The sequence below is a fragment of the Nonomuraea ferruginea genome, assembly GCF_039540635.1.
Classification (GTDB): domain Bacteria; phylum Actinomycetota; class Actinomycetes; order Streptosporangiales; family Streptosporangiaceae; genus Nonomuraea; species Nonomuraea ferruginea.
Genome location: NZ_BAABFD010000012.1, coordinates 279,735 through 301,451, shown reverse-complemented (window position 1 = coordinate 301,451; position 21,717 = coordinate 279,735). Strand labels below are relative to the sequence as shown.

Sequence of the window (21,717 nt, the reverse complement as noted above, 5' to 3'; positions counted from 1 at the left end):
CGCTTCTGTTGCATCACTCGGCGGGCACGTACAGGGAGAGGGTCTCGGCGACGCAGGCGGGGCGGCGCTCGCCCTCGACCTCGATGGTCATCTTGAGCGCCGACAGGTAGCCCGCCGGGGTGCCCTTGACGCTGGTCAGCTCGGCGACGGCGCGGACGCGCGAGCCGACCGGGACGGGGCGGGGGAAGCGGACCTTGTTCAGGCCGAAGTTGACGCCCATCTGGATGCCCTCGACGCGGATCAGCTCGAACATGAACGACGGCAGCAGCGACAGGCTCAGGTAGCCGTGGGCGATCGTGCCGCCGAACGGGCCCTCCTTGGCCCGCTCGGCGTCGACGTGGATCCACTGGTGGTCGTCGGTGGCGTCGGCGAACAGGTTGACCCTGTCCTGGGTGATCGTGCGCCACTCGGTGGGGCCGAACGTCTCGCCGACGCCGTCCTTGAGCTCCTGGATGTTCGCGAAGGTCCGCATGGGCCGAACGCTATTGGGCAGGTGGGACGGCTGCCAAGTTGAGCACCCGGAACTCGTCCGGCTTGTCCCCCTTGGTCGCTCCCCAGTAGAGGATCGTGCTGGGCTCGGACGAGGTGCCGGTGCCGTACCAGTCGGTCGGCTCGTCGAGGCGGCCCAGCTTGTCCGTGGCGAGGTCGTACACGTCGCTGTCGACCAGGAAGCGCTCCAGCGCGGGATAGGCGTGCATCCTGACGCCGCGGACCTGACGCGACCGCGGCGTGCCGGTGCCGTCGGCGCGCTGGATCAGCAGGCCGTCGTCCCTCTGGCCGTGGCACCAGACGGGGCCGCACCTCCAGCCGGTCACGCCCGGCGGCGCGGCCGTGGTCCGGGTCGTGCCGTCGGCGAGGTTCACCAGCCGGGTCTGGTTGTGCTCGAAGCCCTCGGGGCCCTTGGCGACGTCGGCGGCCCAGGGCCACGCGATCAGGTGGAGGCCGTCGCCGCCGGGGACGCGCTCCGGGTCGCCGCCCGCGAGCGGGACGCGCCACACGCCGCCGTCGGTCTCGGACCAGACCACGTGGCCGCCGCCGATGGAGATCCCGTCGAGGTCGGCGTCCTCGCCGGTGCGGGTGGCGAGGAGCCTCGCCGCGCCGCCGGCCAGGGGGGCGGTCCAGATCTCGCGTACGGGGGTGCCGTCAGCCCGTTCGCCGGATCCGGACCAGGCGATGTCGGCGGGGCCCACGGTCGCGGACTGGGGGAAGTACCTCTTCAGGCCCCTGCCTCTCGGCACCTGGGTGACCACCCTGGCCGTCCCGGTCCCGGTGTCGTAGATCTCGAACGTGCCGGCCTTCTCGAACGAGGACTCGGCGGCGAGCAGCACCTGAGTGGCGCTGAGCGCGGTGACCGGGCGGTAGCGCCAGCCGTCGGCGTTGGTCGCCGGCATCGTGAACAGCGCCTGCGGCCACAGCTCCGTCACCGTCGCCGCGACGGGGGCCACGGTGACCATCGCGGTGGCCGCCGGCCGGGAACCCTCTCCTTCCCCCGGGCCGAGACCCCTGACCACCGCCGTGCCCGTACCCGCCACCGCGATCACCGCCGCCGCGGCGAGCACCTGGACCCGCCGCATGGTGCGCCTTCGGCGGAGCCGTGCGACGCCTGCCAGCAGATCCGTGTCGGGCGCGCCCGCCGCGCCTTCGCGCAGGGCCCTGACCAGCTCTTCCTCGGTCCTCACGAATGCCTCCCCTCGAAGACGGCCGGCCGTACCCGGAGCGTGTTGAGCGCACGGAAGGCCAGGCTCCGAACCGTTCCGCGTGAGATGCCGAGGATGTCGGCGATCTCCTGGTCCGACAGGTCCTCGTAGTAGCGCAGCACCAGCACGACACGCTGCCTGCCCGGCAGCGTGGCCAGTTCCCTCCACAACTCACCGGTGGAGTGGGCGTCGGTGTACGAGCCATCGGGGACGTCGTCCGTGATCCGCTCGCGCCGCCGCCTGCGCCACCAGCTCACGTGCTGCCTGGCCATGGTGATGCGCACGTACGCCTCGGGGTTGTCCTTGTTGCGCACCCGCCGCCAGGAGTCGCCCAGCTTGAGCAGCGCTTCCTGTACGAGGTCGGCGGCGTCGTCGGGGTTGCCCGTGAGCACATACCCGTAGCGCAGCAGGGCCGGCCCGCGGGCGCGGACGAAATCCTCGAACTCCACACTTCCATGACGCACGGGGGCGCGGAGCTGTTGCGAAGATCTTTACCTGAAATCATCGCGCACCTGTTCGAGTCCGCGCTACAGTCGTACCAGCGCGAATCGAACAGAGGTTCGGCCTGGTGAGAGGGGGTGTGTCCGGTGACGGTGCTCGCGATGCCCCCTGCTCGGACACGCCATCACACTTTCTTCCCGAATCTAAGACGCCCGCTATATGGCGCAATAAAGTCGGAGAGCGTGGACCCCGTGCGCAATCCTTACGCCCCCGGAGCCGGGCAGCGTCCGCCGGAGCTCGCCGGGCGCGACCGTGAGCTTCAGCAGTTCGAGGTCGTGCTGGAGCGGGTGGCCCGCGGGCGGCCCGAGCGCAGCATGGTCATCACCGGCCTGCGCGGCGTCGGCAAGACCGTGCTGCTCAACACGTTCCGCTCGATGGCCATCCAGCGGCTGTGGGGCACCGGCAAGATCGAGGCCAGGCCCGACCAGTCGATCCGCAGGCCCGTCGCCGCCGCCCTCCACATGGCGATCCGCGAGCTGGCGCCGCGCCACCGCGCGCCGGAGCGCATCGAGGAGTTCCTCGGCGTGCTGAAGGCGTTCGCGATGCGCGACCCGTCCGCCGCCAAGGGCACCTCCCACTGGTCGCCCGGCATCGAGGTGCCGGCCACGCGTGGCCGCGCCGACTCCGGCGACCTGGAGATCGACCTCACCGAGCTGTTCGTCGACGCCGCGGGCGTCGCGACCGACCTGGGCGTGGGCATCGCGCTGTTCATCGACGAGATGCAGGACGTCCAGTCCGCCGACATCTCGGCCCTGTGCGCCGCCTGCCACGAGCTGTCGCAAACCGGCGGCCCGCTGATCGTGGTCGGGGCAGGGCTGCCGCACCTGCCGAGCGTGCTGTCGGCCAGCAAGAGCTACTCCGAGCGGCTCTTCCGCTACGCCCGCATCGACAAGCTCGACCGAGAGGCCGCCGACCTGGCGCTCATGCTGCCCGCGCGCGAGGAAGACGTCGAGTTCACCCAGGAGGCGCTCGACGCCCTCTACGACGCGGCCGACGGCTACCCCTACTTCGTGCAGGCCTACGGCAAGGTCGCCTGGGATCTCGCGCCGCGCAGCCCGATCACGCTCGACGACGTCCGGGTGTCGGCGCCGGAGGCCGAGGAGGAGCTGGCCGTGGGCTTCTTCGGCAGCCGCTACGAACGCGCGACCCCGGCCGAGCGCGACTACATGCGAGCCATGGCCGAGATCGGCGACGAGCCGGTGGCGACCGCCGACGTGGCGGAGTCCCTGGGCCGCAAGCCGTCGAGCCTGTCCCCCGCCCGCGACAGCCTGATCAAGAAGGGTCTGATCTACAGTGCCGAGCGCGGGCTGATCGCGTTCACCGTGCCGCATTTCGGGAGGTTCCTGCGTGCCCAACCGATCTAGACGGCACCCCTAGACCTCTATTGGGTTGTCTAGAGGGGAAGCTAGATAGCCCAATAGAGTTAAATCGTCATGCCCGTCGAGGGAAATCTAGCCCTCTCTAGCGTCAGGCCGATACTGGCGTATACGAGGGCAGAGACTCGCTGTCCGCCTCGACCACCGCCACCCTGACGGCCGGTCGGCGGCCGGCCATGAAGACGGCGAACACCACGTCGTCCTGCTGGTGGTTCTTGAACGCGAAGAACCGCCAGCACAGCTCGCGCCAGCTGTCGTAGGGCTCGGCCGTGGTCAGCTCCGCGCGGTGGGCCCGCCACGTGCCGCTCGACCGCAGCCGCGCCAGCATGATCCCCTCGGCGGGCCCGCGGCGCTGCTCACACGGCGCCCGGTGGCGGGCCCGCTCGATCAGCTCGTCGATCTCGGGCGAGAGCACCGCCAGCACCAGCAGCCCGGCCAGCGCGAACTCCCATGACGGCTGGGCGAAAGCCATCCAGCCGGGCACCGGCGCCCACACCGTCACCACGGCCATGCCAGTCAACGCCATGGTCCTGGCGATCGACCGTACCCCGACCGGAGCCGAGCTGACCTCGCCGAAGCACCCGCAGCCCGCGTCGGGCCGGCGCCTGCGCAGCTCCAGGAGCACGTACGTGGACATGGCGAAGAACGCGACCGTCGCGAAACGGAAGATCGGGTGCGTGGTGAGCAGCAGCCCGGCGGCCAGCACCAGCTCCGCCGCCCCGCACGCCAGCAGCGCCGGGGCCCGGAAACGGCCGGGCACCAGCACGGCGGGGCCGAGCCTGGCCAGCGCGTTCGGCTCCCTGCCGGACCGTATGACGGCCACCTTCGCCGCCGTGCCGAGGCACAGCAGGACGATCAGGACCGGCAGCTGCGATGCCAGCATGTACCTCACCCCAAGCCGATCTGCGCGTTGAAACACCCTTTGACCAGGTCGCCACCGAGTTCGACGTACGAGAGGGGCGACAGCTCGGCGATCCGCCCGCGCGGCGAGGTGTCGCACTCGACGCAGCGGTCGCAGAAGCGCCCGGCCAGGCAGCCGCACGCGACGATCGGCACGTTCACCGAGCGGCCGTCGCACACATTGTGCACCTGCAGCAGCGAGCCGATCGCGAGGTAGGGCAGCCCGGCGCAGGACACCCCGGCGTCCGGGCAGCCCGCGTCGGAGCGCTCCACCATGGGGTAGGCCGCGCCCCGCTCGTCCTCGTCGAAGGCGTCGGCCCAGGTGACGGTGCCGGAGATGCGGGAGGTCATGCCGCCGTAGGCGGGCGGCGGCGCCGGCACCGACCGCGCCGGGTAGGCGGGCTGGGAGGTGGCGGGCAGCATGGCCAGCGCCGTGCCGTCCTTCCTGATGCCGATCGCGTCGAACAGGTAGCCCGGCTCGAACTGGGGATGGCGCACCCGCAGCCTGCCGGTCGCGCGGTACGGGATGAGAATGGTCCGGCGGCCCCGGTGCGGCCCGCAGTCGAGCTCGACCGTGACGTCCTTGCGGCCTTCGACGGACATGATCGTGCCGGTGATGCGGATCGTGTCGGCCCAGATGCGCTCGACCACGCGGCCCTCGCGCGTACGCATGACGACCCTCGCCCCGACGGGCAGGTCGGCGGGCGTGACGTCGGCGCCGTGCCAGGCCTTGGCCCACGGCGCGATGACCAGCCGCTCACTCCCGCCCTCGGGGGTCTCGACGAGGATGAGGTGCGGGCTGACGTCGCGGATCTGCCCGGTGACCGCGCGTAGCGGCTCCCCTTCCGGGCCCGGGCCCGGAACTCCCGGCTCGCGGCCCAGCACCGCGGCGGCCAGCACCCGCCTGCGGTCAACGCTCGGATACGCCATGCGTTCTAGGGTCACACGGCCGGAAGAGAGGTCGCGCCGTACGCCGCAGACAAGAGCAAAATACGCATCCCCCAGTGAAGGAGATGACATCCGGCGTCGAACAATCTGCCACCGACCTTGACGGACCTTTGTCGTCGGCGGGCCGAATCCTGGATTGCGGGTCAGCCTGATCAGGGCTCTGGGCTGCGATTCTGGCCACGATGCAGACGGCCAGGGTGGAAGAAGAGTTCCGCGAGTACGTACGAGCGCGCGGTCCGGCGCTGCTGCGTGCCGCGAACCAGCTCACCGGGCACCCGCTGGACGCCGAGGATCTGCTGCAGAACGCGCTCACCAAGACCTATCTGGCCTGGGACCGCATCCAGGACAGGGCCGCGCTCGACGGGTACGTGCGGCGGGCCATGGTCAACATCAACATCTCGCAGTGGCGGCGCCGGAAGCTGGAGGAGTACCCGTCGGACGAGCTGCCCGAGACGGTCATCGTCACGGACAGTGCCGGCGGCGAGGTGCACGAGCGGCTGGAGCAGGCGTTGCAGGGGCTGCCCGCGCGCATGCGGGCGGCGGTCGTGCTGCGGTACTACGAGGACATGACCGAACCGGAGATCGCCAGGAGACTCGGCATCAGCGTGGGCACGGTGAAGAGCACCGTGTCGCGGGCGATGGCCAAGCTCAGGACTGAGCTGTCACCTCTACAGCCCCCGCCGTAGCGCAGGGCCGCACGACGCTCCGGATCTTGCGGAGCGCGGCCAGGAACCCGTCCAGCTCCTCCCCGCTGAGCAGGCCCGTGAGGAGCTCGTCGACGTCGGCCAGGTGCTGGGGCAGCACCTCCTCCAGCTTCTCCCGGCCGGCCGGGGTGAGCGTGGCGTACGAGGCCCGGCGGTCGGTGGCGCACGCCTCGCGGATGACCAGGCCGTCACGTTCCAAACGATCGACCACGCGGGTCACCCCGCTCGTGGACAGGCCGGTCTGCGCCGCCAGGTCGGTCATGCGCAGCGCCTGCCGGGGCGAGCGGCCGAGCCTGATCAGCGTCTCGAAGTCGATCTCCGACAGGCCCGCGGCGTTGAACACCGGCTGCAATCTGGCCGTCAGCCCTGCGTAAACCTCCGTCAGCAGCCCGATGGCTGTCAGCCGAGGGTCGTTCATGTTGGTCACATCCATACTGTAGACGACGTTAGTTGACGGAGGGAATATTCCTCGTGTAGATGTTTGTTGTCGCAACTGTCCGCACAACAAGCACACTCCTGAAGGACTTCTTCTCATGACCACTCGCACCTGGAACGGCCTGACCATCCCCGTCGCGGGCACGTACGCTCTCGACGTCGCCCACACCAGCATCGGCTTCGTCGTCAAGCACATGATGGTCAGCAAGGTCCGCGGCAACTTCTCCGAGTTCTCCGGCAGCATCACGATCGCCGAGGACCTCCTGCAGTCGACCGCCGAGCTCACGATCAAGACCGAGAGCATCAGCACGGGCGTCGGCGACCGCGACGGCCACCTGCGCAGCGACGACTTCCTCTCCGTCGAGAAGTTCCCCGAGATCACCTTCCGGAGCAAGCGCGTCGTCGCCGACGGCGGCGACGAGTTCAAGGTCGTCGGCGACCTCACAATCCGCGACGTCACCAAGGAAGTCGAGCTCGACGTCGAGTACGGCGGCGTCGGCACCAACCCGTGGGGCCAGCCGGTATGGGGCTTCTCGATCAGCACCGAGGTGGACCGCGAGGAGTTCGGCCTGACCTGGAACCAGGCCCTGGAGACCGGCGGCGTCCTGGTCGGCAAGAAGGTCAAGATCGAGATCGAGGGCGAGGCCAACCCGGCCGCCTGAGTCCTGCGGTTATCCACAGGCTTGAGCCCGCCCTCGACCAGGGGCGGGCTCTTTTCCACAGCCCGTTACCCACAGGCTGTGGATGACTCGCCCCCACGGTGGACGGGTTACCGCTTTGCTGCCTGGGCCGAAGGCCGGTACTCTAACTCTGGCCACACGGCTCCCGAGGAGGATTCGCCTAGTCAGGTCTATGGCGCCGCACTGCTAATGCGGTTTGGGTTTACCGCCCATCCGGGGTTCAAATCCCCGATCCTCCGCTCTTCGAAGGCCCTCTTCCCCTGGACGGGGAGAGGGCCTTTTCGATCTCTGTTGCGGACATCGAAAGCTAGCCAGCCTCGATTCCCGGCAATCGGTCATACCCACGCCCTGATGGACGGCGGCCACCAGCACGCAGCCACCGGCGCGGCCCGCAGCGCAGCCGAACACCTCGCCGAGCCCACCCCCGATGACCTGTAGATCTACGGATCTCTGCTGCTCCACGGAGCCACACCTCCCCCGCCTTCCTCATGTGGAACCGGTACGACAGGGCCCTGCACATCCTGCGCGCCGCACCCCACAGGAAATCGTCCGCCGCCCCGCTGCCCTCCGGCTGGTACGTGACATCCTGGCAACAGCCCCGATCAGCGTCCGCCGCAAAGCCCGCGACTACGCGGCAACCCTGGGAGTCATCGCGTGACCCGACCCGGCCAAGTCCTGTACACCATCGTCTGCGCCGCAGGACCAGCCCCAGACGTCGGGCGCCTCGTCACCCTCGCCCAAGCCGCCGGCTGGACCGTCCAGATCATCGCCACCCCGTCGGCACTCGACTTCATCGACGTTGCCGAACTGGAGAAGCAGACCGGCCGCCCCGTCCGGAGCCAGTACCGCAAGCCGCACGAGCCCAAGTCACCGCGCGCCGACGCCATCATCGTCGCCCCGGCCACCTACAACACGATCAACAAGTTCGCCCAGGGCATCGCCGACACCTACGCACTCGGTGTCCTGTCCGAAGCCCCAGGGCTTGGCATCCCCGTCGTCATCCTGCCCTTCGTCAACACCGCCCTGGCCGCACGCGTCCCCTTCCAGCGCAGCGTCGAGCAGCTCCGTGCCGAAGGCATACGTGTACTGCTCGGCCCCGGCCAGTTCGAGCCGCACCCGCCAAGCTCCGGAGCAGAACGTATCGAGGACTATCCGTGGTCGCTGACCTTGGAGAACTTGCCGAATTAATCTGTTATGGATCAAGGGCAGCGCGCAGCGCCGCCAAGCGGCCCCATGCTGCGCGTGCGGCCTGAGGGCCGTTCTCGCGTGCGCCCGCGCTCGGGCCGCGTCTGCGCAGCATTCCGACTGATCCTCTTCACGGCTAGCCTCGCAGGGTGGATGCGATCCAGCTGTGGAGTGACGCCGAGCTCGCTGTCGGAGCCGGCTTCGCTGTTCTGTTGATCCTCTTACCCACCATCATCTGGCTCGCCAGGGTGATGCTGCGCCGCCCCAGATAGTGCCTCCGGTGGGGCGCTCCGGCTCCGGGATGATCAGGCGGGAGCGCGTGGCTCGGGCGGGAATTCACTGCTCAGCAAGCCGTGGAAGATCGAGACTGGACTGTATTTTGATCGTTCCTCTACGCCAAGACATAGGCGGTTCGCGATGACGCGCCCCGAGAAATCATCGCCGCTCACGGTGAATGTCACGCCCGAGGCTCCCCTACCCTCGTCGACAGCGACCATGAGCCCGTTCATCCTGGTCGGGAGGTTGATCAGGTGGACGGACTGGAAGAGCAGTTCGACATGGGGCGTGTCAGGCTCGAACTCCGTCCGCACGACGAGGCCGCTGTGTGTGGGCACGTAGCTCCAGAGGCGGAAGCGGCGGTTCGGGAAGGCAAGAGGAAGCGCGAGCTCGCCGGGGTACCAAACTTTGCTCACGGCAGTGAGCCCAGCACGGCCGGACCCGCATAGCAAGTGATCGGCGCATGATCGTCGTGTAATTGGACACAGGTGACGAGCGGTCAGTCACGGTCACTCACAGACACGCGTTTTCCCAGTTCGCGGCCATACGGCGCAAGGTCGGGCCGATTTCCAAGCAGGAAGCCAGGAGTTCGAATCTCTCTTGGGCTCCACCCACCAAGAGGCCCAGGTCGGCCCGCTCTTTTGCAGTACCATCAGCTTTCATGATGACCGGCCGTCGGACTTTCTTGGTGTTAGGAACCTCTTTCCTCCTGCTGGCGGTTTTCGGATCATGCGGCGCAATGGAGGGCGGGTCCCCAGCACAGCCGATCCGTGAGGTAATGCAGATCTTCGCCATTGCCGGAGTGGGATTCATGATTGCCGCCGTCGCGATGGCCATTGTTGAGCAGCACCCCAAACGACAGCCCTCAGCGGGGACTCATCTTCGGGATGATCACGAAGACACCGTTTAGTGGTCAGCAGCCGAGGCGAATTTTCCAATACGCCCGGCGACACACATCCGCCATGTCGCCATGAGCAGCAGAACCCTAGGGAGGCGCTCCGGCTCAGTTGTCCCCGTCGCCGGACAGGAGGCGATCGGCGATGGCCCTGAGCGTTCTGGCGTCGTCCGGGCCGAGCCGGTCCAGCAGGTGGCGGCGAGTGGCCATCTCCAGTGTCGGCAATGTCGCCTTGATCGTGTTTATGCCTTCCGGGCGTAGCGTGACCTCCACCCCGTTCGGAACCTTGTCGCGGGCCACGTAGTCGCGGTCGGCCATCCGGGTCAGCAGGTGCGACAGCCGCGTCCGGTCCCAGCCGAGTGCGGCGGCGAGGGCGTTCTGCCGCAGGCTCCCGCCGGACTCGTGCAGGCAGACCAAGACGCTCAGTTCCGCCTCGGAGAGGCCGGACGCCGCTGTGGTTTCGGCGATGACGGCGGCACGGACCAGCTCATGAGCGCGTTTCCATCGCAGCCACAGCTCAGTCGCCTCACCTTGGCTAGCTGTTGACATGTCAACACCGCCTTTCTAGTGTTCGACCTGACCATACGGCTCATGCGAAGGACTTCTCCGATGCTCGATGCTCGACGGCACTACGCCAGCCTCCGCCTGCTGGCGCTGTTACCGCTCGTTCTGTTCCTGCCTGCCGTGATCGCCTTCTTCACGGACCCGGACGTGGCGTGGGGAGAATACCTGGGCGTCTTCTTCCACCTCTCGATCCTCTTTCTGGTGTCCCGCCTGGAGGCGGCGCCCTGGGCCAAAGCCGCGGGCTACGGCTGGGTGGTTCTCGATGTGCTCGCCGGCATCCTCATGATCAACGCGGTCGAATACGACACGGCCTGGGCGGTCCGGCTCGGCGGCCACGTCCTCGCCGGCGTCTGGATTGTGGCGAGTTCCCTGGTCAGCCACTCCTGGCCGATCCGCGTGGTCGGCGTCGTCACTGGCGTCTGGCTCGCCGGTTACTCCTTCGTCGGCACCCTGCTCGCTGAGGAGTACCTGCGCCCGGCCGGAATCATGATCCTGGTCTGGTTCGCCCTCCTGGCGATCTTCCACCGCGACGATCCGGGCCACCCGCCGGCACCGGCCATCCCAGCGCCGGCCTGACATGTCCGTCCGGGTGCACATCGCAGAGCTGCGGCAGCTCGTGCGCCGACACACCATCTGTTGCAGAGCGCGGCGCCCGGGCGTTCACCGGCGTCCTTCGTCTGAAGGGGTGCCACAGTGTGCCTGGCGCCGGCCCCGCCGTACCAACCGAACGCCCCAATTCATGTCCGGTCGCTGAATCAGCGGTGTCGCCCGTACTGCAGATAGACGATCCCGTTGCTGGAGGCGGTGCTGGAGACCAGGTCGAGCTGGTAAGACTTGGGGACGCCGTCGAACAGCCGGGTGCCCTCACCCGCGACGTAGGGGAACATGCTCACCTGGAACTCGTCGATCAGGTCGAGCCGCATGAGCGACTGCCAGAGGCTGACGCCGCCCCAGACCACGATGTGGCCGTCGCCGCCCAGCCTGAGCTTGTCGATCTCTTCTGCCGTGTCACCGGCGGCGACGGTGGTGTTGGCCCAGTCGGCCGTCTTCATGGTCCGGGAGAAGACGACCTTGCGCCCGGCGTTCAGAATGTCCGCGAACGGGTGGTCGGTGGTCGTCATGGCCCGGGCCATGCCTTCGTACGCGGTGCGGCCCATGAGGTGCGCGTGGGCGCTCTGGAGAAAGTCGAGATGCGCCGGGTCGTCGGGCTCGCGGTTCTCGGGCAGGCCGAAGCAGAACTCGAAAAACTCGGTGCCCTCGTCGGCGAGGAAGCCGTCGAGGGAGTAGTTGAACACTGTCGCTATCAGCTTCCGCATGATCAGAACTCCGTGGTCTCGGGTCGTCTAAGACCCACGGGCCGCAACTCTCGCGGGGGCGCGGCGTCCGTGGCCTGTCGCTGATGCTGTAGACGACGCCGCCGCCCGGAATTCATCGGTGCCACGGAATGTCAGGTGGCGGCGGGCGGTGCCGGCTGCGACGGGGTGCGTGGGCTTTGCTGTGCCGGGGCGAACCACGTTTTCGCCGGAGGAAGCAGGAGGAGAGTCACGATGAGCGCGGACCAGGGTGCGGTGAGGACCCACCCGAGGGTGTCTGAAATCAGGAAGTCGATGAAGTCGAGCAAGGGGATGGTGAGCTGAACTGCGATGGTGGCGTGACGGACCCACGGGCGACGGGTGTGCCACTGGTTCGCCAACCAAGCGGCGGCGAGTGGTGGAAGGTAGAAGGGGGCATAGGACAGTCCTTCCACGGATTCACCGGGTTCTAAGACCAGGCCCATAATGAGCAGGACAATGCCGAGCAGGGTGATTGTCGCCTGGAACCAGATCAGGTTCCGCGCGACTTTTACAGACAGGGGCATGCTGGGGTCCTCTTTCAGAGAGTGTTTCGGTGGTTCCGTGCTCCGTGTCCCCTTGACCGTCCCGCGCTTGGCGTCGTTTCGCCGGATGACACTGACCGGAGTGGAAGGCCCAGATCTCGGAGAGAAGCACTGGCCAGCTTAATGACATGCGGCTGTGATCATCGCCGGGCAGGATGGCCACTCATGAAACTTGTGATCACTTTCGTGGCCGGCGCGGCCCTGTTCCTCGCGCCGTTACCCGCACAGGCCGAGTCCGCCGCCAAGAATCCCGTGTCCGCGCTCAAGGCACAGCTCAAGGCCGGGAAGGGCGTCCGGTTCACCGACGCGAGCGCGTTCGTCGGCAGCATCAACAAGGACCCGCTGGTACGCCGTAAGGGTGTCGTCCAGTTCGGCAAGAAGGGCATCGTCGCCTCCGACGTGCGGGGCACGTTCGCCTCGCCGTTGTTCGAGGGGCACACCACCAAGCCCGAGCGGACGATCATCATAGGCAAGGACGCCTGGCGGTCGGGCGGGAGCCTGGCCGAACGCCTCCCGAAGGGCAAGACCTGGTACAAGACCTTCAGCCTGTTCAACATGGGGACCGTCAGCAGCCTGTTCGGCCAGGTGGTGAGCCCGCTCGAACCCGCCACGCTGGCGGAGCTGGTGAAGCGCGGCAAGCGCAGCGGCTCCTCCTACACAGGGACGATCACCTTCGAACGGCTCTCCAACATCTCCCCCTGGTTCAGGGAGACGATTGGGCTGACGCGGTCGACCGAGGCCACCGTCGCCTACACCCTCACCGTGGACCGCAGGGGCCTGCCGAGCAAGCTGAAGACCTCCTGGGTGGCCACCGACCTCGCCGCCATCCCCTCATGGGAGGAGAAGACGGTCGTGACCGAGACCCGCTACACCGGCTGGGGCGCCAAGGTCTCGATCAAGCAGCCGCCCAAGAGTCAGGTCACCAGCAAGCTCGAGGACTGATGCACAGGCCCTCACCCCCCGTCGCGGGGAGAGGGCCTTATCAGTCGCAGTTGGTGCGCGTCTTCTTCACGGTCGTCGAGCCGATGGTCCCTTGCCAGCTCATGCAGGAGCCCATGGCGTACATGTACACCGCTCCGGATCATGATGCGTCCCCGGCTTCCAGAGCGGCTTCTGTGGCTCTGGTCAGCGGATGCTCCGCTCCGAGCTTGCCCCGTTGTAGACGCAGCACCTCGCGGAACTCGACATCGGCGGCCTCAAGGCTGCCTGACGACCTCAACACAGCCGCCAGACTGCGCCGAATGATCAGCGTGTTCGGATGGTCTTCGCCATAGACTCTGGTCGCCATGGTGACCAGGTCACGCAGTTCCGCCTCGGCTTGAGCGAAGTCTCCTTGGTGACGCATGGTTTCCGCGAGTTCGAATCGGATGTCCAGCGTGGTGAGGTCGTCTGCGGCGTGGGCTTGCCGCCAGTCAGACAGGACCTGGCGGTAGACGGCTTCGGCCTCCGCGAAGCGGTCCTGCAACCGGAGGCAGACCCCCAGATTGAGTGCCGTGGCTATCGTGTCGGAATGCTGTTCGCCGAGCACCCGACGGCTGTCGTCCAGCAGGGCTCGCAGTTCCGCCTCCGCACCGGCCACGTCGCCGCTTTCCCGAAGCGTGCGGCCAAGGTTCAGCCGGATGCCGAGGACCGTCGGGTGGTCACTGCCTAGCGCGCCCAAGGCGGCGGCCAGAAGCTCGCGGAGCATGGCTCTCGCTCGTGCGTTGTCGCCGCCGTCTCGTATGGCCCGCGCGCGGTTGTTGCCGATCGACAGAGCTTCGGCGCTGGCTGGGCCGATGGCCTTCTCGGCGACATCAAGGAGTAGTGCGTAGTCGATGGATGCCTGCAGGTAGTGACCGGCCATGTATCTGTACCAAGCCGCCCTCTCCGCCGCCGGCAGGAAGGTGCTGACGAGGCCGGCATCGCGAATCTCCAGTTGCGCCATCAGTTCGAGGGGGGCGGTGCAGTGGCTTGCCAGGAGAGACCACCTGGGCCAATGGTGGGCGTTGTCCGGGACGATCGTGGCCGTCACCTTGTCCAGCGCCACGGCGAGAACCGCCAGGTAGTCCACCAGCACGCCCTGACGCTGCAAGTTCTGTCGCGTGACAGTGCGTACGAGCGGATGCATGGTCAACCGTGATTCCCAGGGATCCGCATTCTCTCTGTGGACTTGCGTTCGCGGTGCGAGATCCAGCGAGATCAATCCCAGGCCGTCGAGCGCTCGCAAGGCGCTCCCTATCCTGTGTGCCGTCGGCCGGGGGAACAAGGTGGTGTCCGCCAGCACTTCCGGCCTGATGACGGCTCGGTAGGGAACAGGTGACACACCACAGCACGAAAGCAGCCGGAGCAGCGGCCGGGCGAGGTCATGACCTTGACGCTCGAGCAGGTCAAGCGAGATCTCCCATGTCGTCGTCAATGCGCGTCTGGCCGACTCCCCCGAGCTTCCTGCTGGCATGTCCACATGTCCCAGTCGTGTGTCGAAGTTGATCCGGTAGGCGTTGAACGATGTGTGGGTGTCTTCACCGGGGAAGGGATCCGTCGCCGCTGCCGCCAGGTAGCGGCCTGCGAGTTCCAGGGCCAGAGGCACTCCTCCCAAGGCGCCGGACAGAGCCACCGCTTCCTGTTCGTCACCTGCGCGGGGAGCGAGATCGGCAAGGACCCGGGCCCCGGCCTCCGAGGTAAGGGGAGGGACGTGGCACATGCGAATCCATGAGGCCCAGCGTTCCGGCCTGCCGTTACGACTGGAAATGATCACGCCGTTCCTGTGCGAAGCGGGCGGTCGCAACCACTGGGTTCCTTCTTGGACACCGCCGCTGGAGCTTCCGAGAGCGGCCGGATCGTCGGCGTTGTCTATGACGAGCAGCCAGGCGTGATCCAGGGAGTTGAGGTATCGCCACAGGACGTCAGAGGGGTGCGCGTGATCGAAATCCTCGTCTCGCGCGCCGAGGGAGAACGCGAGCGCATAGAGCGCGGACCGCATGCTTTCCACGTCGTCCGCGGGAACCCACCAGACCTGGTGGTTGGCCCGGATCGCGCGGTGAGCGAGTTCCAGCGCCAGAGTGGTCTTGCCGACGCCACCAAGACCGTAGAGAACCATGACCCGCGGCTCGGAGGCGACTCCGGGGCGCGGCATGCCGATGAAGTCACCCGCGTGTTCCAGGAGTTCGGCGCGGCCGCGCAGAGCCTGCGAGGCGATCTTCAATTGTGGAACCACGATCGGTGGTGCCGTGGCGGCGACAGAGCGGGCCTGATCCGCGCCGATGAAGATGTTGTACTGGATACCCGATTGCTGCGCGGCCTGCTGGGCCTGATTCAGCGCGTGTGAGGACTGCACGACATGCGGCGACGCCGGTCCACTCTGTGGACTTCCGCCGCGATCACCGTCGGCCCGCATCTTCTGAATTCACTGCCTGTGGGAGTTGTTGGTCTTTTCTGATATTCGGCTGATAGAATTCAAGTATATTGAGCTTTGCATCATGGGCACCGATTTTTCCATGAGCTCGTCGGTCACCGCCGCGTACGCATGAACCAGTTCAGCGTCTTCCACAAGGCGCGCCTCACGCAAGGACGCAGAACGCTTATCATAAATCAACGCAATCACGCGTTCGCGGTCGAACAGCACGAAATCAGAAATGCCCGTCTCATCCAAGAGCGGACGCACGTCGACAGCCTCTACCAGGCGGATTTCCTCACCACACTCGATGTCCGCGAGATAGGCCGCGAACTCGTAATGTTCAAGATAAGGGCTCAGAGGTAGCTCGCACACACGTATGCGAGTCATGGCGATGCCATGTTCGACGGCGTGACCATAGAGCTCTCGCTGACCCAAGACCATCTCACGCACACGCCTCGCCGCCTCATCGTAGTCACCATTCCTGAAGGCATCGTACGCGGAAAAGCCCGACTCGTCGTATTCCTGCAGACATTCGACCTTTACCCAGCTTCTTCGCAGATCCCGAAAGAAGGCCATGAAATCATCCACGCCGCCGGCTGTGGTAGCCAATCGGCGATATTTAGTGGGCGGATATAGCGCCATATATGCTGCCCCTCCCGATCGCAAGCCATACGCGGACGCGCTGGCTGATACGCCGCCAGCGCACTTCACTGTATCGATGCGGGTGCGCTGGCATCGCGCACTTGAGACGCAAAAGCAGCGCTTATTCCTGCGGAATGTTCTCGCGTGCTTTTATCAGGACATGCCGGGGCAGCACTACGATTCCTTCGCCGGGGTCGAGAAACGCGTCGGATGGCAGGTGCGGACGTAACTGCGCGGTCCGCTCCATCCCGATGACCGCGAAGTCACCCGATTCGAGCTCCCAGATGTCGGGACAACTGTTGGCCGCGGCGCTTCCATTACCGCCACCTTCATGTGGAGGCGGGCCGATACGTCTTTTGAACATGGATCCTCCAGACTGCGGTCACGTGAATGCGAGTCTTTTTCATATTAACATCAATCCATTGTCCACGAAAGCCACAGATGGCTTACGCGCTTTAGGCTGAGCTGCCAGCACCATTAAGTAAGGCCTCGAAGCCTATATACCGACAGAGGCCACATGTACCGGGGGCACTATTTCGACCACGCCAGGAGGAGAGCGCGGCGGGGTTCATGACTATCTAGGTGCTGCACGAGTGGCCGGTGGCATCGGCTGCCTACTCGCTCGACTTGTGGAAGGTGTTGCTTTGGTACCCATGCCCCTGGACCGCCTGCTGCGCGTTATCAACGGCCGAGGCGATGATCGTGAGCGTTGCGACAGGTGCTGCGGAGTCTCTTGCGACTGCCAGGAAACCCCGAATATCCTGAATCAATGCGGCGTCCTGCCGCATCACCTCGCGGATCAGCACATGCAAAGTCATCTGGAGATCAGCATCGTCAGGCCGGTCAGCCAGATCGCGCACGGGTGCGGGGGCGTCATGCTCGTCCCGCGTTCCAAAAATCCGCTGAAGCATCTTGCGTCCCCATGCGACGCCGGCCTCGGCGCTTTCGTCTTTGGCCTTATCCAGCACCGCCGCGCCATACGCCGCCACGGCCGCTGTGACGTAGGGTGAGATGTCGCCGACCAGCTGCGTTATGTCCTCGGCCATGTCTCTCCCGCGGCTCGACAGGTCGGATGACGCGACTCGGGTCAGCATCAATGTAACCGGCCTTTTGCTATCAGTCACCGTCAGCCGGAAGGCTTCCTACGGATTTCTGGTCCAGGATTCGGCGAATACGTCTCATGTCGATCACGCCGAACCGAGCCGGTGCAGACCAGCGGCAAGCGCTTGGCCCGCGCCCGCAACCTCACGGTGACCAGGCCGAGATCAACAGTCGCGGATGATGGTCGCATGAGGAGCTCATGCGCGCTGCTGGGCGTCGTGTCCCTGTTGCTCACGTCACCGCCGGCAACCGCCGCTCACGCACAGACTCGTGGATCTCCGGCTGCGGCGATATCCGCGTTGCAGGGCGAGTTCGCCCGCAGGAGCGGCGTGGTCTTCTCGCAGAGAATCCGCCGAGGTTCTGGCGAGGGCGCCGTCCTGACAGTGGCGCACGGCAAACGCCGCTTCGTTCCCAAGACAGGCATGTACGCCGTCGATGTCTCGACGTGCTCCACCTTCGCCCGAGGCGGCGACCCGATCCGCTCGCGAACGGTCCAGGTCGGCCGTGACATCTACTCCCAAGGCGACTGGACCGACGTCCCTCAAGGCAAGAAGTGGGTTCACAGGGAGGACACTGATGCCCTCCGCTGGACTCGGCACCTGATCGAGCCCCTGAACCCGGAGTTCCTGCGATTGATCTCCCCGGGCGCCAAGAGAATATCCACCCGGGACCGTTACGACGGCGTACGCACGACCCGCTATGACGGCTCGGTGCAGGTCGACCACCTCAGCTCTTACTGGGCCGGCCACCTCTACGGGACGGGAGCATGGACAGGAGGCCGCATCAGGTGGAAGCTCTGGCTGGGCCCGGACGACCTGCCCAGGCGTTTCCAGGCCGAGATCATCACCGAACCCTACGGCCCTGAGGAGAAAGCGGACGCCGTACGGATGAACGTCCTTTACAAGGGCTGGAGAGCGCCCGTCCGCATTCAGATCCCGCCCGAGAACCAGGTGGCAGAAGCCGAGTAGAACTACCCGTGGGCATCGGTGGACTCGATGCCGTTGAGGATGATCTCGACGGCGTCGAGGAACTCGTCCTCCCCCGTCGGCTGGTCGGCCTCCAGGACGGCCAGCACGCGGGTGAACGCGGAGTCCCCGCCGAACACCCGGAGCCGGGCGGCGAGGAACTGCGTGCTGTGACCGTCCGCGGCCGCCGCGAAGTGCGCGCTCTGCTCCACGTCGCCGCGCGTGTAGGTCCAGAGCAGGGTGAGCACGGTGATCGCGCGCGGGCCTGACAGGTGCAGGTCGCCGAGGCACTCCAGCCCCGTTTCGAGTCTGCGTACGTACGAGGGGAGCAGCGGTTCGGTGGCGACCGGCACCGCCGTCAGCCAGGGGTGGTCTTGGTAGACCCGGCGCAGGTCGAGCACCCAGGCGCGGAGCCGCTCGCGCCAGGTGGCGCCGTCCGGCCGGGGTGGGGTGCCGAGCGCGTGGTCGGCGGCGAGGACGACGAGGTCCTCTCTCGACTCGACGTAGCGGTACAGCGACATCGTGCCGCTGCCGAGCTCTTTCGCGAGGCCGCTCATGGAGATCGCGTCGATCCCGCCGCGGTCGCCGAGGCTGACAGCGGCGTCGAGCAGTTGCGCGAGCGTCCATCGGGGTTTCGGGCCCTTGGTCGTGGCCGGCGCGAGGTTCCAGGCCAGCAGGACCGCCTTCGGGACCCCGCGGAGTTCCGGCACGTCGTCGTGCGCGCTTCCCATGCGGCCATATTACTGCGTAACCCTTGCGCAGCTATACTGCGTAAGCATTACGCTGTACGCATGACAGCACCGCATGCGATATCGGTCCACGACATCCACAAGCGCTACGGGGATCGCGACGTGCTCCGCGGCGTCAGCTTCGACGTCCCCCGGGGTCAGGTGTTCGCCCTGCTCGGGCCCAACGGGGCGGGGAAGACCACGCTCATCCGCATCCTCACGACCCTGATCCGCGCCGACTCCGGCACGGCACACGTCCTCGGGCATGACCTCGCCCGCGAGGCGCCCCGGGTACGCGAGCTCATCAGCGTGACGGGTCAGTACGCGTCCGTCGACGAGGAGCTGACCGGTATGGAGAACCTGGTCATGATCGGCCGGTTGCTCGGCCGCACCAAGAGCGCGGCGAGCGAGCGCGCCGGGGAGCTGCTCGCGGAGTTCGGGCTGACCGACGCCGCGTCACGTCGGGTCGGCCACTACTCGGGCGGCATGCGGAGGCGGCTGGACCTGGCCGCCGGTCTCATCGACTCGCCGCCGGTGATCTTCCTGGACGAGCCGACCACCGGCATGGACACCCGCAGCCGGGGCGCGCTCTGGGACGTCGTCACCCGACTCGCCGGGCAGGGCAAGACCGTCTTCCTCACCACCCAGTATCTGGAGGAGGCCGACGTCCTGGCCGACCGCGTCGCCGTGCTCGACGCCGGCGCCATCGTCGCCTCGGGCACCGCCGCCGACCTCAAGCGCCAGGTGGGCAGCGAATCGATCGAGCTGGTCCTGGACGACGGGACGACCGTCCGCGAGGTCACCGACGGCGACCCCGAACGCGTCAGGGAAGTGCTCAACCGCCTCCACCACCGGGGCCGGGTCGTCCGGACGTTCTCCGTCCAGGCTCCCACCCTGGACGACGCGTTCCTGGCCCTGACCGGACACACCACCACCGATCGGAAAGTCTCCTGATGAGCACCGCGGAACTGGTCTTCACCAAGCGCAGCGTCATCCACTCGCTGCGGAACCTCGACAGCCTCGTCACCGCGATCGTCGCGCCTGTCGCCATCATGCTGCTGTTCGTCACGGTCTTCGGCACCGCGCTCGGCGGCGCCGTCGGCGGTGCGTACGCCGACTACGTGACGCCGGGCGTCATGCTGCTGTGCGCGGGGTTCGGCGCCGCGCTCACCGCGACCTCCGTCCACACCGACGTCTCCAAGGGGTTCGTCGAACGGCTGCGCACCATGCCCATCCGGGCGTCCGGGGTGATCTTCGGGCATGTCCTCGCCAGTGTCCTGCGCAACCTCGTGTCCACCGCCATCGTCATGCTGGTCGCGGTGGCGCTCGGGTTCCGCCCCACGGCCTCGCCGGTCGGGTGGCTCGGCATCGCGGCCCTGCTCGCCGCCTACATCCTGGTCTTCACGCTCATCGCGGCGGCGTGGGGGCTGGCGGCCAGGTCCGTCGACTCGGCCGGCATGTTCAGCTTCGTCGCGCTCTTCCTGCCGTACCTCTCGACCGCGTTCATCCCGGCCGGGAGCCTCCCGGGCTTCCTCCAGGGGTTCGCGGCCCACCAGCCGGTCACCCTCGTCACCGAGTCCCTGCGCGGGCTGGCCACCGGTGCTCCCGTGGCGGAAACGCTGCTGTGGTCGGGTCTCTGGCTCGCCGCCCTGGGCGGCGGCGCGGCGTTCCTCGCCGCGGCGCTGTTCCGGCGCGCGGCGCGCAGGTGAGCCGGGCCCGGCTCACCCGCGCGCCCGAGGTCAGCGGGTCAGGCCGCCGAGGATGGCGGCCACCTCCGCCGGCCTGAACACGAATCCCGCGTGTGACGTGTCAAGGGTGTGCACGTCGTACGGGTTGCCGGGGGTCAGCGCGTCCGCCTCGGCGATCAGCCTGTCCTGCATGGCCAGGGGAATTGACCGGTCGCCGGTGAGCCGGATGTAGGAGCGGGCGATCGTGCCCCAGGTTCCGGCCTGGACGCGGGCGTCGGCCGTCATCACCGCGATCGACTCGTCCGGCTGCAGGATGTTGAGGAAGGCCAGAAACTGCTCGTCGGTGACGTCCGCCAGGGTCGCGGCCTTGAGGTCGGCGAGCAGCTTCGGGTCGGCGGTGCGGTAGTTGGCCCGGCCGGCGCCCACCTCGGCCGGGTCGCCGACGTTGAACGCGGCGAGAGGCGCCATCAGGTTGTCCGCGAACTCGGGCTCCCCCATGTACGCGACGGGGTTGGCCAGGCGGACGCACGACCAGGCGGAGATGTAGACGAGCCGGTCCACCAGCTCGGGGATCGCGTTGCCCACGCCCGAGATGGTGACGCCGCCGAGGCTGGCGCCGACCAGCACCACCGGCCCGTGCTGGGCGGCGCGGCGCACCACGTCGGTGACCAGGTCGACGTTGTCCTGGAGCGTGACGCCCGCCAGTGTCGACGGCTCGGCCGCCCACGCGTCGAGGTCCTGCGGGGCCTGGTAGGCGACGGGGTACTGCGCGTCGAGGCCGTGGCCGGGCAGGTCGACGGCGAGGCTGCGGTGGCCGAGCAGCGCGAGCTCGCGCTGGATGGAGGTCCACATGAACGAGTTGGAGCCGGAGCCGTGGACCAGCACGAAGGTGTTCGATGACATGTTCAGTCCGTTCGCGTTGAGCTGAGGCGGACGCGCGCTGCCGTACGGGCGCGCCGAGCCGCCGATGATCACGGTGGCGGCGCTGAGAGCGCGGCGACCACCGGGTGTGAGAAGCCGACGGGACGGGCGACGGGCAGCTCGCGAAACGCGACGCCACCATCAGATCGCCTCGATGGGGAAACCCGTCTCAGGCAGTGCGCGAACGGATGAACTTCTCAAGCATGATCCTGACCCTATACGAGGAAGCCCCGCCGATCCGGGGCGGGGCTTCTGCTCGTTC

Annotated in this window: 26 protein-coding genes and 1 tRNA gene; 10 read left to right on the top strand and 17 right to left on the bottom strand. The window is 67.3% G+C overall.

Annotation, left to right across the window (positions count from 1 at the left end):
• Positions 1 to 13 precede the first annotated feature (13 nt).
• From ABD999_RS23945 to ABD999_RS23935, 3 genes are read right to left on the bottom strand one after another with little or no spacing between them, the layout of a single operon-like run.
• Entirely contained in the window at positions 14 to 472 is a 459-nt protein-coding gene (locus ABD999_RS23945; RefSeq protein WP_148036112.1) for a MaoC family dehydratase, read from the bottom strand.
• 10 nt (positions 473 to 482) lie between these two features.
• Positions 483 to 1,679 (bottom strand): TolB-like translocation protein, encoded by a 1,197-nt coding sequence (locus ABD999_RS23940; RefSeq protein WP_271276282.1) that lies wholly within the window; start codon positions 1,677 to 1,679, stop codon positions 483 to 485.
• Entirely contained in the window at positions 1,676 to 2,146 is a 471-nt protein-coding gene (locus ABD999_RS23935) for a SigE family RNA polymerase sigma factor (RefSeq protein ID WP_271276281.1), read from the bottom strand. The genes ABD999_RS23940 and ABD999_RS23935 overlap by 4 nt, the downstream gene beginning before the upstream one ends.
• A 243-nt stretch (positions 2,147 to 2,389) precedes the next feature.
• Here ABD999_RS23935 and ABD999_RS23930 point away from each other — a divergent pair, with 243 nt between their 5' ends.
• On the top strand, positions 2,390 to 3,562 hold the full coding sequence (locus tag ABD999_RS23930) for an AAA family ATPase (protein ID WP_425571063.1): 1,173 nt from the start codon (positions 2,390 to 2,392) through the stop codon (positions 3,560 to 3,562).
• A gap of 103 nt (positions 3,563 to 3,665) precedes the next feature.
• Here ABD999_RS23930 and ABD999_RS23925 read toward each other — a convergent pair whose 3' ends face one another.
• The gene (locus ABD999_RS23925; RefSeq protein WP_271276280.1) at positions 3,666 to 4,457 is read right to left on the bottom strand and encodes a MauE/DoxX family redox-associated membrane protein; all 792 of its coding nucleotides are present in this window, start codon (positions 4,455 to 4,457) and stop codon (positions 3,666 to 3,668) included.
• A gap of 5 nt (positions 4,458 to 4,462) precedes the next feature.
• Positions 4,463 to 5,404, bottom strand: coding sequence for a hypothetical protein (locus tag ABD999_RS23920; protein WP_148036107.1), 942 nt, complete (start codon positions 5,402 to 5,404; stop codon positions 4,463 to 4,465).
• A gap of 200 nt (positions 5,405 to 5,604) precedes the next feature.
• Here ABD999_RS23920 and ABD999_RS23915 point away from each other — a divergent pair, with 200 nt between their 5' ends.
• Positions 5,605 to 6,108 (top strand): SigE family RNA polymerase sigma factor, encoded by a 504-nt coding sequence (locus tag ABD999_RS23915; RefSeq protein WP_148036106.1) that lies wholly within the window; start codon positions 5,605 to 5,607, stop codon positions 6,106 to 6,108.
• Here the strand turns inward: ABD999_RS23915 and ABD999_RS23910 are convergent.
• Positions 6,071 to 6,559 carry a MarR family winged helix-turn-helix transcriptional regulator gene (locus ABD999_RS23910; RefSeq protein ID WP_148036105.1) on the bottom strand — a complete coding sequence of 163 codons (489 nt, stop codon included), beginning with the start codon at positions 6,557 to 6,559 and terminating at the stop codon, positions 6,071 to 6,073. The genes ABD999_RS23915 and ABD999_RS23910 overlap by 38 nt on opposite strands.
• A 100-nt stretch (positions 6,560 to 6,659) precedes the next feature.
• Between ABD999_RS23910 and ABD999_RS23905 the strand changes: the two genes are divergently transcribed.
• The 3 genes from ABD999_RS23905 to ABD999_RS23895 all read left to right on the top strand — a co-directional run bounded on the left by ABD999_RS23905 (position 6,660) and on the right by ABD999_RS23895 (position 8,429).
• Positions 6,660 to 7,223 carry a YceI family protein gene (locus ABD999_RS23905; protein WP_271276279.1) on the top strand — a complete coding sequence of 188 codons (564 nt, stop codon included), beginning with the start codon at positions 6,660 to 6,662 and terminating at the stop codon, positions 7,221 to 7,223.
• Positions 7,224 to 7,390: 167 nt separating this feature from the next.
• Positions 7,391 to 7,480: transfer RNA gene (locus ABD999_RS23900), tRNA-Ser, on the top strand.
• A gap of 415 nt (positions 7,481 to 7,895) precedes the next feature.
• Positions 7,896 to 8,429, top strand: a complete 534-nt coding sequence (locus tag ABD999_RS23895; RefSeq protein ID WP_148036103.1) for a flavoprotein — start codon at positions 7,896 to 7,898, stop codon at positions 8,427 to 8,429.
• A gap of 302 nt (positions 8,430 to 8,731) precedes the next feature.
• Here the strand turns inward: ABD999_RS23895 and ABD999_RS23890 are convergent, their stop codons facing one another.
• The 3 genes from ABD999_RS23890 to ABD999_RS23880 all read right to left on the bottom strand — a co-directional run bounded on the left by ABD999_RS23890 (position 8,732) and on the right by ABD999_RS23880 (position 10,146).
• Complete coding sequence (locus ABD999_RS23890) at positions 8,732 to 9,118, bottom strand: hypothetical protein (protein ID WP_148036102.1); 387 nt, start codon at positions 9,116 to 9,118, stop codon at positions 8,732 to 8,734.
• A gap of 97 nt (positions 9,119 to 9,215) precedes the next feature.
• A complete protein-coding gene (locus tag ABD999_RS23885) occupies positions 9,216 to 9,539 on the bottom strand; it encodes a hypothetical protein (RefSeq protein ID WP_148036101.1) in 324 nt (107 codons plus the stop codon).
• Positions 9,540 to 9,705: 166 nt separating this feature from the next.
• Positions 9,706 to 10,146 (bottom strand): MarR family winged helix-turn-helix transcriptional regulator, encoded by a 441-nt coding sequence (locus ABD999_RS23880; protein WP_148036100.1) that lies wholly within the window; start codon positions 10,144 to 10,146, stop codon positions 9,706 to 9,708.
• Positions 10,147 to 10,206: 60 nt separating this feature from the next.
• Between ABD999_RS23880 and ABD999_RS23875 the strand changes: the two genes are divergently transcribed.
• Positions 10,207 to 10,737 (top strand): hypothetical protein, encoded by a 531-nt coding sequence (locus tag ABD999_RS23875; RefSeq protein WP_148036099.1) that lies wholly within the window; start codon positions 10,207 to 10,209, stop codon positions 10,735 to 10,737.
• A 179-nt stretch (positions 10,738 to 10,916) separates the two neighbouring features.
• On the opposite strand, the gene ABD999_RS23870 is transcribed toward ABD999_RS23875, so the two are convergent.
• Complete coding sequence (locus ABD999_RS23870; RefSeq protein ID WP_148036098.1) at positions 10,917 to 11,477, bottom strand: dihydrofolate reductase family protein; 561 nt, start codon at positions 11,475 to 11,477, stop codon at positions 10,917 to 10,919.
• Positions 11,478 to 11,608: 131 nt separating this feature from the next.
• Positions 11,609 to 12,019 (bottom strand): hypothetical protein, encoded by a 411-nt coding sequence (locus ABD999_RS23865; RefSeq protein WP_148036097.1) that lies wholly within the window; start codon positions 12,017 to 12,019, stop codon positions 11,609 to 11,611.
• A gap of 183 nt (positions 12,020 to 12,202) precedes the next feature.
• Here ABD999_RS23865 and ABD999_RS23860 point away from each other — a divergent pair, with 183 nt between their 5' ends.
• Complete coding sequence (locus ABD999_RS23860) at positions 12,203 to 12,979, top strand: hypothetical protein (protein WP_148036096.1); 777 nt, start codon at positions 12,203 to 12,205, stop codon at positions 12,977 to 12,979.
• Between the two features lie 139 nt (positions 12,980 to 13,118).
• Here ABD999_RS23860 and ABD999_RS23855 read toward each other — a convergent pair whose 3' ends face one another.
• The 4 genes from ABD999_RS23855 to ABD999_RS23840 form a co-directional block, all read right to left on the bottom strand.
• A complete protein-coding gene (locus tag ABD999_RS23855; protein ID WP_187281567.1) occupies positions 13,119 to 15,350 on the bottom strand; it encodes a tetratricopeptide repeat protein in 2,232 nt (743 codons plus the stop codon).
• Between the two features lie 69 nt (positions 15,351 to 15,419).
• Complete coding sequence (locus ABD999_RS23850; protein ID WP_148036094.1) at positions 15,420 to 15,998, bottom strand: DUF6879 family protein; 579 nt, start codon at positions 15,996 to 15,998, stop codon at positions 15,420 to 15,422.
• Positions 15,999 to 16,173: 175 nt separating this feature from the next.
• Positions 16,174 to 16,416, bottom strand: a complete 243-nt coding sequence (locus ABD999_RS23845; RefSeq protein ID WP_148036093.1) for a hypothetical protein — start codon at positions 16,414 to 16,416, stop codon at positions 16,174 to 16,176.
• A gap of 250 nt (positions 16,417 to 16,666) precedes the next feature.
• Positions 16,667 to 17,098 carry a hypothetical protein gene (locus ABD999_RS23840; RefSeq protein WP_148036092.1) on the bottom strand — a complete coding sequence of 144 codons (432 nt, stop codon included), beginning with the start codon at positions 17,096 to 17,098 and terminating at the stop codon, positions 16,667 to 16,669.
• A 384-nt stretch (positions 17,099 to 17,482) separates the two neighbouring features.
• Between ABD999_RS23840 and ABD999_RS23835 the strand changes: the two genes are divergently transcribed.
• Positions 17,483 to 18,121 (top strand): hypothetical protein, encoded by a 639-nt coding sequence (locus tag ABD999_RS23835; RefSeq protein WP_148036091.1) that lies wholly within the window; start codon positions 17,483 to 17,485, stop codon positions 18,119 to 18,121.
• Between the two features lie 2 nt (positions 18,122 to 18,123).
• Here ABD999_RS23835 and ABD999_RS23830 read toward each other — a convergent pair whose 3' ends face one another.
• Entirely contained in the window at positions 18,124 to 18,849 is a 726-nt protein-coding gene (locus ABD999_RS23830; protein WP_271276278.1) for a TetR/AcrR family transcriptional regulator, read from the bottom strand.
• Between the two features lie 60 nt (positions 18,850 to 18,909).
• Here ABD999_RS23830 and ABD999_RS23825 point away from each other — a divergent pair, with 60 nt between their 5' ends.
• Positions 18,910 to 19,800, top strand: coding sequence for an ATP-binding cassette domain-containing protein (locus ABD999_RS23825; protein WP_271276277.1), 891 nt, complete (start codon positions 18,910 to 18,912; stop codon positions 19,798 to 19,800).
• Complete coding sequence (locus tag ABD999_RS23820; RefSeq protein ID WP_271276276.1) at positions 19,800 to 20,555, top strand: ABC transporter permease; 756 nt, start codon at positions 19,800 to 19,802, stop codon at positions 20,553 to 20,555. Before ABD999_RS23825 ends, ABD999_RS23820 begins: the two co-directional genes overlap by 1 nt.
• A 30-nt stretch (positions 20,556 to 20,585) precedes the next feature.
• On the opposite strand, the gene ABD999_RS23815 is transcribed toward ABD999_RS23820, so the two are convergent.
• Complete coding sequence (locus ABD999_RS23815; protein WP_271276275.1) at positions 20,586 to 21,437, bottom strand: alpha/beta fold hydrolase; 852 nt, start codon at positions 21,435 to 21,437, stop codon at positions 20,586 to 20,588.
• Positions 21,438 to 21,717: the final 280 nt, after the last annotated feature.

Bases quoted from the DNA above. Each gene is read 5' to 3' on its own strand.
- ABD999_RS23945 (WP_148036112.1), bottom strand. From the start codon at position 472: ATGCGGACCTTCGCGAACATCCAGGAGCTCAAGGACGGCGTCGGCGAG.
- ABD999_RS23925 (WP_271276280.1), bottom strand. From the start codon at position 4,457: ATGCTGGCATCGCAGCTGCCGGTCCTGATCGTCCTGCTGTGCCTCGGC.
- ABD999_RS23920 (WP_148036107.1), bottom strand. From the start codon at position 5,404: ATGGCGTATCCGAGCGTTGACCGCAGGCGGGTGCTGGCCGCCGCGGTG.
- ABD999_RS23915 (WP_148036106.1), top strand. From the start codon at position 5,605: ATGCAGACGGCCAGGGTGGAAGAAGAGTTCCGCGAGTACGTACGAGCG.
- ABD999_RS23910 (WP_148036105.1), bottom strand. From the start codon at position 6,559: ATGGATGTGACCAACATGAACGACCCTCGGCTGACAGCCATCGGGCTG.
- ABD999_RS23905 (WP_271276279.1), top strand. From the start codon at position 6,660: ATGACCACTCGCACCTGGAACGGCCTGACCATCCCCGTCGCGGGCACG.
- ABD999_RS23885 (WP_148036101.1), bottom strand. From the start codon at position 9,539: ATGGCCATCGCGACGGCGGCAATCATGAATCCCACTCCGGCAATGGCG.
- ABD999_RS23880 (WP_148036100.1), bottom strand. From the start codon at position 10,146: ATGTCAACAGCTAGCCAAGGTGAGGCGACTGAGCTGTGGCTGCGATGG.
- ABD999_RS23875 (WP_148036099.1), top strand. From the start codon at position 10,207: ATGCTCGATGCTCGACGGCACTACGCCAGCCTCCGCCTGCTGGCGCTG.
- ABD999_RS23870 (WP_148036098.1), bottom strand. From the start codon at position 11,477: ATGCGGAAGCTGATAGCGACAGTGTTCAACTACTCCCTCGACGGCTTC.
- ABD999_RS23865 (WP_148036097.1), bottom strand. From the start codon at position 12,019: ATGCCCCTGTCTGTAAAAGTCGCGCGGAACCTGATCTGGTTCCAGGCG.
- ABD999_RS23860 (WP_148036096.1), top strand. From the start codon at position 12,203: ATGAAACTTGTGATCACTTTCGTGGCCGGCGCGGCCCTGTTCCTCGCG.
- ABD999_RS23845 (WP_148036093.1), bottom strand. From the start codon at position 16,416: ATGTTCAAAAGACGTATCGGCCCGCCTCCACATGAAGGTGGCGGTAAT.
- ABD999_RS23840 (WP_148036092.1), bottom strand. From the start codon at position 17,098: ATGGCCGAGGACATAACGCAGCTGGTCGGCGACATCTCACCCTACGTC.
- ABD999_RS23830 (WP_271276278.1), bottom strand. From the start codon at position 18,849: ATGGGAAGCGCGCACGACGACGTGCCGGAACTCCGCGGGGTCCCGAAG.
- ABD999_RS23825 (WP_271276277.1), top strand. From the start codon at position 18,910: ATGACAGCACCGCATGCGATATCGGTCCACGACATCCACAAGCGCTAC.
- ABD999_RS23820 (WP_271276276.1), top strand. From the start codon at position 19,800: ATGAGCACCGCGGAACTGGTCTTCACCAAGCGCAGCGTCATCCACTCG.
- ABD999_RS23815 (WP_271276275.1), bottom strand. From the start codon at position 21,437: ATGTCATCGAACACCTTCGTGCTGGTCCACGGCTCCGGCTCCAACTCG.